This window comes from Polaribacter sp. L3A8, assembly GCF_009796785.1.
In the GTDB taxonomy this organism is placed as follows: Bacteria; Bacteroidota; Bacteroidia; order Flavobacteriales; family Flavobacteriaceae; genus Polaribacter.
This window is the reverse complement of sequence record NZ_CP047026.1, coordinates 1150808-1164084: the sequence shown is the minus strand read 5'-3', so window position 1 is coordinate 1164084 and position 13277 is coordinate 1150808. Positions and strand designations below refer to the sequence as shown.

General features: G+C 26.9%; 11 protein-coding genes. All 11 read left to right on the top strand.

Annotation, left to right across the window (positions count from 1 at the left end):
* Positions 1-78: 78 nt before the first annotated feature.
* The 11 genes from GQR92_RS04545 (at position 79) to GQR92_RS04495 (ending at position 13275) form a co-directional block, all read left to right on the top strand.
* Positions 79-1362 (top strand): ABC transporter ATP-binding protein, encoded by a 1284-nt coding sequence (locus GQR92_RS04545; RefSeq protein WP_158838011.1) that lies wholly within the window; start codon positions 79-81, stop codon positions 1360-1362.
* On the top strand, positions 1362-3539 hold the full coding sequence (locus GQR92_RS04540; protein ID WP_158838010.1) for a polysaccharide pyruvyl transferase family protein: 2178 nt from the start codon (positions 1362-1364) through the stop codon (positions 3537-3539). The genes GQR92_RS04545 and GQR92_RS04540 overlap by 1 nt, the downstream gene beginning before the upstream one ends.
* Positions 3540-3555: 16 nt before the next feature.
* Positions 3556-4833, top strand: a complete 1278-nt coding sequence (locus GQR92_RS04535; protein WP_158838009.1) for a glycosyltransferase — start codon at positions 3556-3558, stop codon at positions 4831-4833.
* Positions 4827-5672, top strand: a complete 846-nt coding sequence (locus tag GQR92_RS04530) for a glycosyltransferase family 2 protein (protein WP_158838008.1) — start codon at positions 4827-4829, stop codon at positions 5670-5672. Before GQR92_RS04535 ends, GQR92_RS04530 begins: the two co-directional genes overlap by 7 nt.
* Before the next feature lies 1 nt (position 5673).
* Complete coding sequence (locus tag GQR92_RS04525; protein ID WP_158838007.1) at positions 5674-6651, top strand: glycosyltransferase family 2 protein; 978 nt, start codon at positions 5674-5676, stop codon at positions 6649-6651.
* Positions 6652-6721: 70 nt separating this feature from the next.
* Entirely contained in the window at positions 6722-7975 is a 1254-nt protein-coding gene (locus tag GQR92_RS04520; protein WP_158838006.1) for a glycosyltransferase, read from the top strand.
* Positions 7968-8927, top strand: a complete 960-nt coding sequence (locus tag GQR92_RS04515; protein WP_233270005.1) for a glycosyltransferase family 2 protein — start codon at positions 7968-7970, stop codon at positions 8925-8927. The genes GQR92_RS04520 and GQR92_RS04515 overlap by 8 nt, the downstream gene beginning before the upstream one ends.
* 4 nt (positions 8928-8931) lie before the next feature.
* Positions 8932-10095: a glycosyltransferase family 4 protein gene (locus tag GQR92_RS04510; protein WP_158838005.1), complete on the top strand. Its 1164-nt coding sequence runs from the start codon at positions 8932-8934 to the stop codon at positions 10093-10095.
* A gap of 208 nt (positions 10096-10303) precedes the next feature.
* Complete coding sequence (locus GQR92_RS04505) at positions 10304-11023, top strand: glycosyltransferase (RefSeq protein ID WP_158838004.1); 720 nt, start codon at positions 10304-10306, stop codon at positions 11021-11023.
* Positions 11024-11206: 183 nt separating this feature from the next.
* A complete protein-coding gene (locus GQR92_RS04500) occupies positions 11207-12118 on the top strand; it encodes a glycosyltransferase (protein WP_158838003.1) in 912 nt (303 codons plus the stop codon).
* A complete protein-coding gene (locus tag GQR92_RS04495) occupies positions 12115-13275 on the top strand; it encodes a glycosyltransferase family 4 protein (protein ID WP_158838002.1) in 1161 nt (386 codons plus the stop codon). Before GQR92_RS04500 ends, GQR92_RS04495 begins: the two co-directional genes overlap by 4 nt.
* The last annotated feature ends 2 nt before the right edge of the window (positions 13276-13277 follow it).

The window sequence follows — 13277 nt, the reverse complement described above, 5'->3', positions numbered from 1 at the left end:
TTAATATTTTAAAATTGTCATATTTAAAATATGACACTGAGCCTGTAAAAGTGTTTAGTTAAAAATAAGAATAAAAGTATGAGTAACCCTATTTTAAAAATAGAAAACCTAAGTAAACAATACCGCCTTGGTTTGGTAGGTACGGGTACAATAGCAGACGATCTAAAACGTTGGTGGTATGTTGTACGAGGTAAAGAAGATCCGTTTTTAAAAATTGGAGATGTAAACGACCGTGCTACTAAAGGAACATCTGATTATGTTTGGGCAATAAGAGATATTAATTTTGAAGTACAACCTGGAGAAGTACTTGGTATTATAGGTAAAAATGGTGCAGGGAAATCTACCTTGTTAAAAATACTGTCTAAAATAACAAATCCAACTACAGGTAGTATAAAATCTCGTGGACGAATTGCTTCTTTGTTAGAAGTTGGTACCGGTTTTCATGGAGAAATGACAGGAAGAGAAAACATCTTTTTAAACGGAGCTATTTTAGGAATGACTAAAAAGGAAATAGCAAGTAAACTAGATGAAATTGTAGCGTTTTCTGGTTGTGAACGTTATATTGATACGCCTGTAAAACGATACTCTAGTGGTATGACGGTTCGTTTGGCATTTGCCGTTGCTGCTTTTTTAGAACCAGATATTCTAATTATAGATGAGGTATTGGCTGTTGGAGATGCAGAATTTCAAAAGAAAGCCATTGGTAAAATGCAAGATATCTCTAAAGGAGATGGACGTACCGTTTTGTTTGTAAGCCATAATATGGCGGCAGTGAAGAGTTTGTGTACACGAGGAATTGTTTTGGGTAATGGTGGGGTTGTTTTTGATGGAGATACGGATGCTGCTGTAGATTATTATTTAAATGAAAAGAAAATTGCTAATTCAGAAGATTTAAATGGTGTTGTAAAGTTTAAAAAAGGAGAAGTAGGGAATGCTGAGGTTCATTTATTAGAAATTACTTCTTACAATAGTTCTAATGTTTGTAAAGGTACTTTTTTTGATAACGAAGAAATTTTTGTTGATATTAAAATAGATGTAAAGAAGGATATAGAAAAATCTCGATTTGCAATAATCGTTAAAACAGTTTCAGAAGATATTGTCTTTGTAAGTGGCTCATTTAAAATAACAAATGAATTAATTACAAAAGGAAAATATACGCTTACAACTATTATTCCTAAAGATTTATTAAACAGTATTGAATATGATATTTTTATTAGTGGTGCAATACCAGGTAAAAATTATTTTTTTGAACAAAAAAAGTGTTTAACGTTAAAAATAATAGATTCAGAAAGTAAGGGGTTTGGATTTAATGAAAAATGGCCTGGGGTAATACATCCCAACTTAAATTGGAGTATTAAATAATGAGAATATTAAATTACTTAAGATTAACTAAAAGTTATACCAGTACTATTTATAAACAAGCTAAAAGTTTATATACTTTAAAGAACCAGAATGTTGTAGATATTAATCACAAACCGAGTGTACTTAACTTAAATATTATTGATAGTTGTAATTCTAAATGCACTATGTGCAATATTTGGAAACAAGATGAAGCTTTAGAAATTTCACCAGAAGAATTAGGAAATGTCCTTAGAGATCCTTTATTTTCAGAATTAAAACATGTAGGAGTAACAGGAGGTGAACCAACTTTAAGAGAAGATTTACCAGAAATCTATATGTCTATTATAGATGCGGTTCCAAATTTAGAAGGAGTAAGTATTATTACTAATGCTATTGAAAGTGAAGATGTTTTAAATAGGATTAAAAAAATAAAAGCTATTTGCGATGAACAAAATATTCCTTTTTCTGCAATGGTTTCTATTGACGGTGTTGGTAAAGCACATGATAACGTAAGAGGGGTAAAAGGAAATTTTGAAACAGCTATAAAAGTTTTTAAATATTTAGAAAATGAATTAAAAATACCAACGTCATTTGGCTGTACAATATCTAAGCTAAATGTATGGGATGCAGATGATTTATTGTATTATGTTAAAAAACACAACATGTATGGTAGGTTTAGAATAGCAGAAAGTATTAATAGATTATATAACCAAGATAGAGGCAAAGTAATTAGAAATTTTGATGAGGATGAAACGTATAATTTAATTTTATTCTTCGAAAAATTAAAAAGAACGTATGAAACAGAAAATACATACCAAAGAACATATAGTAGTATACAAAATATGTTGCAAGGTGGCGATAGACTTATAGGGTGTCCATATCATAAAAATGGTGTTGTTTTAGGATCTAAAGGACAATTAAGTTATTGTGCACCAAAGTCTAAAGAAATTGGTAATGCAACGGAAACATCTGCTATAGATCTTTATAAAAAAAACGTTAAAGAGAAAAAAAGAATTTTAAAAGAGAATTGTAAAAGTTGTATTCATGATTATCATGCACCAATAACTTATAGAGAACAAAAAAATAACTTTGAAGAAGAATTTTACGCTAAAATATTAAAAAGATCAAAAGCAAGTAGAGCCATAAAGTTAACGAAACTGTTAAAAACAATACCTAAAAATAAAAATACGTATAGAGTTTTTATTGTTGGTTGGTATGGTACAGAAACCGTTGGTGATAAGGCAATTTTAGGAGGTATTATTGAGTTTTATAAAAAACAATACAACAATAATGTTGAGTTTGTAATTGGTAGTTTATACCCATTTATTACAGATAGAACTTGTAAAGAATTAAATTTTAAAGCAAAAGTAGTATCTACAAAAACGTTAGATTTATTACGTTATACAAAAAGTTCTGATGAAATTGTAATGGGAGGTGGTCCCTTAATGGATCTTGAAGAATTATCCGTGCCTTATATTGGGTTTAAATTAGCAAAATCACTTGGTGTAAAGACGACCGTTTTTGGTTGTGGAATAGGACCTCTGAAAAGAGAAAAGTTTTCTAAATTGGTTAAAAATATATTCTCACTAACTGATGAAGTTAAATTGAGAGATAAAAAAAGTATTGCTGTTTATAATGAATATGGTTTTAAAAATAAAGCAAAATATATTGGAGATCCTGCTAAAGGTTTTATAGAACAACAAAGTAGTAGAATTATTGTAGAAACAGAAAATGTATTAAGTTGCTTTTTAAGAGATTGGACTTTTGAGTATTATACCGGTGATAAGGAAACTTTTAAATTAGAAAAAGAAAAATTTGAACAAGGAATCGCTAATTTAATAAAAGAGGAAGCTGATAGATTAAATGTAGAGAAGATAGAGTTTCACCACATGCATAATTTTGTGATTGGAAATGATGATAGGGATTTTTCTCGTTATTTTACTGAGAAATATTTTTATAATGACCATAGAGTTTTTATTAATAAAAAACTTTCAACAGTAGATTCGATAATTACAGTAATGAAAAAATCTAAGTTAAATATTTGTATGCGTTTTCATTCTGTGTTATTTGCCCATACTTTAGATACCGATTTTCTTGCAATAGATTACACTCTTGGCGGTAAAATTCATGCCTACCTAGAAGATAACAATGTGTTAGAAAAAGAAAGGTCTTTAGAGCAAATTTTAAAGTTGAGTTAAATATTTTTCTATAAAAATGAAAGTTTTACTTGTAAATACATACGATAGAGGAGGAGCTGCAAATGCTTGTATAAGACTGCATAAAGGCTTGTTACAAGAGGGGATGGAGTCGAATGTGTTATTAAGAACAGCTTCAAAAAACATTCCATTTACCTATGTAGCCTCACCAATAGATAAACAGGTAAAACATTCTATTTATAAAAAAATAAAATTAAAAGCAACAAAAATATTAAAGGAGTTAAAGTTGCTTAAAGTAAAACCTCAGAAGACAAATAAATTTTTAATTAATAGAGATGCTAGATTAGAAATGTTTAGTTACCCAAATTCTAATTTTGATATCACCGAATCGGAGCTTTATAAAGAAGCCGATATAATTAACCTACATTGGGTTTCTAACTTTTTAGATTATGCTTCTTTTTTTAAAAAAAATAAAAAACCCGTTATTTGGACTTTACATGATATGAATCCATTTACAGGTGGAGAACATTATTTAGAAGATTTTTTAGGAATAGATGAATCGGGTAAACCTAAAAAAAGAAGTGTTACAGAAATAGAAAAAAAAGAGTTTTTAAAAAACTTAAAAATTAAAAAGGAAGCCTTACAAAATGTTTCAAATTTACACATAGTTACTCTGTGTACTTGGATGTCTGAAGAGGTTAAAAAAAGTGAATTATTTAAAAATTACCCGATTCATTTAATTCCAAATGGATTGGACACAACGATTTTTAAACCGATAGATCAAAAATATTCGCGAGAAGTATTAGGGTTACCTCAGGATAAGAAAATAGTATTGTTTGTTTCAGATTCTATATCTAACAATCGTAAAGGTTTTGTTTTTCTAAAAAATGCTTTAGAACTAGTAAAAAGAAAAGATGTTATTTTGTGTGCTATTGGTAGAAAAAATGAAAATTTAAAAGAAGATAATAATATAATTGAGTTAGGAGTAATCCATGATGAACGCTTAATGAGTGTTGTGTATAATGCTGTAGATGTTTTTGTTATTCCTTCTTTAATGGATAATTTACCAAACACAGCAATAGAGTCATTACTATGCGGAACGCCTGTTATAGGTTTTCCTAAAGGAGGAATTACAGATATTATAGAACATGGAGTAAATGGTTATTTAACTGAAGACATTAGTGTAAAGTCATTAGTAATTCAATTAAATATATTTTTAGATACTTCAAAAATATTTAACAGTGTGAATATTAGAGATAATGCAATAAAAAAATATAGCTTACAAGTTCAGGCAACAAGCTATATTAAATTATTTAATAAATTAGTAGAATGTTAATCTCTATAATTACCATAAACTATAACGACCTAGAAGGCTTAACAAAAACAATGCAAAGTGTTTTTGAGCAGACTTATACTAATATAGAATACATTGTTATAGATGGTGGCTCTACTGATAGTAGTAAGGAGTATATAGAAAATAATGCAGAGAAACTTACTTATTGGGTAAGTGAACCAGACAAGGGTATTTATAATGCCATGAATAAAGGTATTGATAAAGCTACAGGGGAATATTTGTTATTTTTAAATAGTGGTGATTATCTGTGTGATGCAAAAGTTTTAGAACGTGTAATTAGTAAATTATTTGATACCGATATTTTGTATGGTAATTTAGTGAAAATATTTACTGATGGAACAATAAAAGTAGACAAAGGGCCTAAAGGAATGCAGATTACACTAAACACCTTTATGCAGGGGACTTTAAATCATGGTTCTTCATTTATAAAAAGAGATTTGTTTTATAAATATGGGTTTTATGATGAAAACCTAAAGATTGTTTCAGACTGGAAATTATTTTTAATAGCTTTAGGGTTAAATAATTCTCTAGTTAAATATATTGATGTATCTATTTCATATTTTGATATGACAGGAATAAGTAATAGCAATTTAAATTTAAGAAAAGTAGAACGCGAAAAAGTAATAAAAGAATTAATACCTACACCAATTTACAAAGACTATCAGAGGTTAAACCAGTTAGAATCGTTAATGAAACGAGAGAGTTTTATAATTTTCATATGTTTAGAGGATTCTTTTCTATTAAAAAAGTTAAACAGACAATGGCTAAAAATACTGATGTTTCTATTGAAAGCAAAAGGTGTCTTTAAAAAAAGAAGTTAACATGAAAACTCCTTTAGTAAGTATTATAATTCCAACATATAACTCAATTGCTTTTTTACAACAGACTGTAGAAAGTACACTTAACCAGAGTTATACGAATATTGAGGTTATTGTAATTGATGATGGCTCTACGGATAATACGCAAACTTTATTTGATGATTTTAAGAGAAAAGGAGTTCAATGTTATAAAGTAAAAAATAAAGGAGCTTCTAATGCTCGTAATATTGGGCTTTCTAAAGCAAAAGGTAATTACATTCAGTTTTTAGATTCAGATGACATTTTACACAAGGATAAAATTGAATTACAATTAAAAAAGATGTTGCAGGTAAATGCAGATTTATCATTTACTTATTGGGCTAATTTTTCAAAAGATATAAGTAAACATGATGATTTTAGGTTTATTGATATAAATTATTCGAAAATTTGTACGGGCAAAGATGTAATGGTGAGTTATGGAATTGATAATTGGTTTGTAATACCAGTAGCTTGGTTGGTACATAAAAGCCTTATAGAAAAGGCAGGAGCATGGAATGTAAATATTACAAATAATGATGACGGAGAGTATTTTTCTAGAATATTGTATCATTCTAAAAAAGTAATTTGTATTGATAAAATTTTAGGTTATTACAGAGTATTACCTACAGATAGTTTAAGTAGTTTAAATTCATTAAATAAATTTGAGTCCGCTTTTAAAAGTTATGGTTTAATCACAGAGTTATTAAAAAAGGATAAAAATACAGATTTATTAAGTTACTCTAAACGGATGTATTATCACTTGTACATATGGGCAGAAAAGGAATACCCATCACTATCAAAAAAAGCCGCAAAAGAGTTTGATAAATTAAAAGCAAATAGCTTTTTAAGTAAAAAGAAAAAATATTGGATTTGTATTGAATGGTTTGGGTTGTTTTACGGAACAATTATTTACAAGAATTCTGTAAAAATATTAGTAAAAATAAGAAAGGTTTGTCGTTTTTAATAACGTTTATTGCCAGTAAATTACGATTTTAGTAGTCTATGATTCAAAAAAATGTAAAACTTTTTAACTAATGCAAAAAACAAGAATACTTTTTATAGTAGACGGTTTTCCTACATTATCAGAAACTTTTATTGTTAATCAAATTACAGGATTAATAGATGAGGGATATGATATCCGTATTTTTTCTATTGCAGAAAACAAAAAAGTAAAAATACATCAAGTAATTAAAGAATACCGTTTATTAGAAAAAACATATTATAATACAATACGTACTCCTGTAAAAAAATACAAGCGAGTATTGTATGCGTTAACGTTACTTATTTCTAAGTTTTATAAAATACAATGGAGGGTATTATTTAATACGTTAAATATTAAAAAACATAAAAAAGAAGCTTACAATTTAAACCTATTTTATAAAAGTATTTATTTTGTTTTTAATAAAATGCCTCATATTATTCATGCTCATTTTGGGCATAATGGAATTCAATTTGCAGAATTAAAAGCGCTTAATATTATTCCATCAACAGTTAAAATTGTAGTAACATTTCATGGTTATGATTTAATGCCTAATAAAGAAGCATATTATAGAAAAAAATATAATGTACTTTTTAAAAATGCAGCGATTTTTACCGTAAATACAGTTTATCTTCAACACCTTTTAAAGGCGGTAAATCCCGGATTAAAAAACATAGAAATCTTACCTATGGGCCCTAATTTAAAGTTGTTTCATGTAAAAAAAGCGAACAGAAGAAATAAAGAAGAAGCTATAAATATTTCTTATTGTGGTAGACTTATAAATTTAAAAGGGAGTCATTTAATGATTAAAATAGCGAAAGCATTAAAAGAAAAAGAGATTCATTTTAAAATGAATATTATTGGAGAAGGAGAATTAATGGACGAGCTACAACTAAAAACAAAAGATTTTAACCTCGAGAATTTTATTAAATTTTATGGAGGGGTGTCACAAGAAAAAATAAAAAATATATTTAAAGAAAGTCATCTTTTTATATCACCAGGTATCGAAGATGAAATTACTAAAAGAGCAGAAACACAAGGTTTGGTAATACAAGAAGCACAAGCTATGGCATTGCCTGTTTTAGTGTCTGATGCTGGTGGTATGCAATATGGTATGGTAGATGGTAAAACAGGGTATGTGTTACCGCAAAAAGATATAAATGCTTTTGTAGATAAAATAATATATTTGAAAGAGAATGAAGAGGTGAGGCAAATAATGGGAAATTACGGAATGAAGTATGTTAATAATCATTTTACAACAACCAAGTTAACAAAATATTTAATAGATAAAGTATATTGCTATGAATAATCCATTGGTTTCCATAATTATACCAACCTATAACCGAGCTCACTTAATTACTGAAACGTTAGATTCTATTATAGCACAAACGCATACCAATTGGGAGTGTATTGTGGTAGATGATGGTTCTACAGATACTACTTCTGTTATTTTAGAAGCGTATGTTAAAAAAGATAATCGTTTCCAATATCATACAAGGCCTAATGATCGTATTAAAGGAGCAAATGCTTGTAGAAATTATGGATTTCAATTGTCAAAAGGAGAATATGTAAATTGGTTTGATAGTGATGATTTGATGCATCCTGAACACTTAGAAAAAAAAGTAACCTGTTTTATTAAAAATAAAAAGAATGATTTTGTAATTTGTAAAAGTCAAAATTTTGATGATAAAATAGACGAAAAGGGATGGGAGTCTAATATGTTAATTACAGGAGATTTATTTGAAAATTATATTTATGGAAAACTAACAATTCTTACGTTTCACCCTATGTGGAGAAAATCTCTTCTAAGAAAATATGATTTATTTGATGAAACCATTAAACAAAATCAAGACCTAGAATTGTATTCTAGAATAATAGATAAAGAAAATGCGATAGATTTTATAGATGAGGTTTTAATTTATGTAAGAGAAAATAATGAATCAATTACGGTAAAAAATAATAAAAAGCAGTATCATATAGCTTCCTTTTTAGAAGTAAAAAGAAGAATATTAACTCTTGAATCTTCATTAAAAAATAAAGAGATTTTAAAAATAGTTCTGATACAAATTTTAAAAGTATTTAGATATTTAATTAAAGAAAGAGAGTATGATAAAGCAACAGAAATTATAAAATTTATAAATATAGAATACAAAGAAACAAATTACCATAAAAACCTGTTTAAAATAAAAGCTTATTATTATTTGATGAAGAATTTAAAAAAAGGAGAATTTAAATTTAAAAAATTACTTCAAATAACGTAGTTAAATGGATTTAAGAAACAAAAATATTGTATTAATTATAAAAGCACCTGTTTTAGGTGGAGCAGAAAGACAAGCAATTGGTTTTGCTAAATATGCAAAACAAGAGTTAAATTGTAATGTATCTTTTATAGCTACCCATTCTGGAGAAATGTCTACAGAATTTAAAAATTTTTTAAATGAAATTGAACTTGATGAAGTTAGTTATTATGGGAAATTTATTCTAAAAATTGATAATAAATTTTCTATTAAAAATTTAAAAGACATTTTAAAAACAGTACAGTATTTAATTAAAATGATTTACCATGTAAGAAAGAAAAAACCTTATATGCTTGTCCCTTTTTTAAACCCACCATCTAAACTAGCGGTGTTGATTTATAAATTTACAGGAGCAAAATACACATTTTGGCATCAATTAGGCCTAGATTTTTTTACAAAAGATTTGTTAGAAAAATATGCTATTCGCAAAACACCTTTGTTTATTGCTAATGCCGACAATGGTTTAGATTTAATTACAAATGATTACAATGTACCTCATTCTAAATTATTTTGTTTACCACAATATATTTCTATAGATAAACAGGTTTTAAATAAAATTACTTTAAAAAATGAATTTAAGATAGATCAAAAAGATATTGTGATAGGAATGATATCTCATTATAGAAAAGAAAAGTTACATCAATTATTGTTGGAAGTATTTAATAAATTAAGTACTAAATATAATAACATACACTTGGTGCTTTTGGGAGATAAAAAAAGTGGCTTGGAAACAGAATTCAACTTTAATTTATTAAAAGATCAAATTAAAACTTTAGACGTAAACTCTAAAGTTAGTTTGTTATCAGATGTGCCTGTAAAGAAAGTATTAAATATGTTAGATATTGCTGTATTAGTTTCTACATTAGAAGGAACCCCAAATGTAGTTTTAGAGTACATGTTGTATGGATTACCAGTGGTTTCTACGAATCATTCTGGTTGTAACAAATTACTTATAGATAAAGAAATGTTAATTGCAAATAATTCAAAAGAGTTATATTCTAAATTAGAACACCTAATAACTAATAAAGCAGAAAGAGAAAGAATTGGCTCAAATAATAAAATGGAAATTAATGAGTATAGTAAAGAAAGTTATTTTAAAAAATTTACAGCTATTTTTAATTCCTTAGATTAAATTTATTGGTTTTATAAAGAGGTTTATATCAATATCAAAAATGAAGTATGTGGTATTTCTTTATACTGTTAATTTGATGTTTTTTTATTAAAAATATATAATTATGATTAAAAAAATTCTTAAGTTATTTAAAAGAATTATAAAAAAAATCCTCTTTTATAAAATTCAGTTTTACAATTGTTATCTAAATAAGGTCGTATCAGAACAATTGAAAAAGCCAAAAAGTATACCTATAATAATTATAAATTATAACCAACTATTTTATCTAAAAAAATTAATTAAATTTTTACTTAAACATGAGTATGATAATATTATTATTATAGATAATAAATCTAATTATACACCATTACTTCAGTATTATAATGCAATAAGTAACAACGTAAATGTTATTAAAATGGATTATAATTGGGGGCATAGAGTATTTTGGGAAGTGAAAGAATTATATAAAGAATATGGAAAAGGATATTATGTGATAACAGATGCGGACATTGTACCTAGTAATGAGTGTCCAGATGATTTTTTAAAAACTTTTTTAGATGTTTTACAAAATGATAAGAAACTTGCCAAAGTAGGTTTTAGTTTAAAAATAGATGATTTATCAGACGAGAACCCGAATAAAGAAAAAGTAATTCTTTGGGAGTCTAAATTTTGGAAAAAACAATATAAAGATATTGGGTTTGATGCAGATATAGATACTACCTTTGCATTATATAGACCTTTTAATGAATTTAAATTCAGAAATTTTTATAAAGCGGTAAGGTTAAAAAAACCCTATATTTCTAGCCACGGAGGGTGGTATTTAGATCCTAAAAATTTAACAGAAGAGCAAGCTTATTATATGAAAACTGCAAACAATTCTAGTTCATGGAAAATAGATGAGCATGGTAAGTTAACGGATACTCTGTATAGTAAAAGTAATACTAAATGAATTTTAAAATGATTGATAATAAATTTGAATTATTTTTTCTAAATATGCAATAGAAAATCTAATCATAGCCTTAGTTACGATTCTATTTTATATTAAAATATTAAGGAAAAAGAAACGAATTTAATCGGTCATTTTGATGTTTATTTGGTATAAATAGTATTTTTAAGATTTTAAACAACAACAATGTTAGCAATAGTTATACCATATTTTAAATTAACTTATTTTGAAGAAACAATAAAGTCTCTTGTAAATCAAAATAATAAAAACTTTACTGTTTACATAGGTAATGATGCTAGTTCTGAATGCCCAAAAGAATTATTAGAAAAATACAAAGACACTTTAAATTTTAAGTATAAGAAATTTTCAACTAATTTGGGTGGTAACTCTTTAGTTAAACAATGGGATCGTTGTATAGATTTAATAGAAAATGAAGATTGGATAATGATTCTTGGAGATGATGATTATTTAGAAAATACTGTTGTAGATTGTTTTTATAATTCTTATAAAGAATTTAAAGGTAAAGCAAATGTAATTCGTTTTTCTACTAAAAATATTTCTGATAAATCAAATACAACACCAAGTAAAAATGTTCAGCCTAAGTGGGAGCTTGCATCCGATGCTTTTTTTAGAAGAATAAATGGAGAGACAGGTAGTACGCTATCTGAATATATTTTTTCTAAAAAATCGTATGATAAATTTGGTTTTTTTAACTATCCTTTAGCTTGGCATAGTGATGATCAAGCGTGGTTAGATTTTTCTGATGGGAAACCTATTTTTTCAATTAATGAAGCTTCAGTTATTATAAGAATATCAAACTTAAGCATTACAGGAAAGAAAGATAATTTAAAATTAAAGGATGAAGCTAATATCCTTTTTTATGAAAAATTTTTGTTAGAAAACCTTAGCTCTTTTTCAAAAAGAAAAAGAAGATATATTTTGATGCGTTATGAGTTGGTCTTAAAAGATACTGGTAAAATACCTATTAATAAATGGTTTATTTTATTTAAAAACTATGCTAATAATTTTGAAATACTTTCCTTTTTTAAATTAATAAGAAGGTTTATGATAACTATTTTTTTTAAAGCTAAAAAATGAAAGAAAAAGCAATAATAGGTTTTTTAACTAGTTTAGATCCAAAAGACAAACGAGCTTGGTCCGGTACGCAGTATAGAATGTTAAGAGCTCTAGAAAAAGAATTTGAAGAGGTTGTTGTATTAGGCCCAATACCTAGGCCAAGGATTATTGGAGGTATAATAGTACGTATAGATAAGCTTACTCAGTTTTTTTTAAAAAAAAGGTACAATAGAGAACAGAATATCTTAAAAAGTATTTACTATTATTTTTTTGTAAAAAAGAAAATTAAAAACTTTAAAATAGATCTTATTTTTTCTTCTTCTGCAGGACCTGAAATTTCTTTTATTCAAACTAAAATACCAATTTGTTATTTAGCCGACGCTTCATTCGATCAATTATTGGGGTATTATCCTAACTACTCAAACTTCGCTTCATTTTCTATATCAGAATCTAGATTTATTATGAAAAAAGCAATTGATAAATCTCATAGTTACGTGTTTCCTTCAGATTGGGCAGCAAATTTCGAAATAAAAAAATACAATCTAAAAAAAGAAAAAGTTCATGTAGTAAAATTTGGTGCTAATATGGATTATGTGCCAGATGTATCTAAGATTTTAAATAAAGCGTATAATTCTGAGATTAATTTGCTTTTTTTAGGTAGAAATTGGGAAAGAAAAGGGGGAGATATTGCATTTGAGACCTTTAAAATTCTTCTAAAAAAAGGACTTAATGTAAAATTAACAGTTTGTGGTTGTGTACCTCCTGTTCAGCACACTAAAATGAAAGTGATTCCTTTTTTAAATAAAAATTCAGATAAAGAAATGGAAGAGTTTCACGAGTTACTTTATCAAAGTCATTTGTTATTTGTACCTACAAGGTCTGAGTGTTATGGTATCGTTTTTTGTGAAGCAGCCGCTTTTGGAATCCCGGTTATAACAACAGATACCGGTGGGGTAAGTACCATTGTTAAAAATGGGGTTAATGGTTATACTTTGCCTTATAATGCAACTCCGTTAGCCTATGCCAATCAAATTGAAAATTTATTAAATAACCAAAATTTAATAAATGAAATGGTAAAAAACTCTCTAGAAAAATTTAAAAAAGAATTAAATTGGGATGTTTGGGGAAAAGAAATGAGAGAAATTATGATGGAAACAATTTGTAATAAGGATAATTAAAT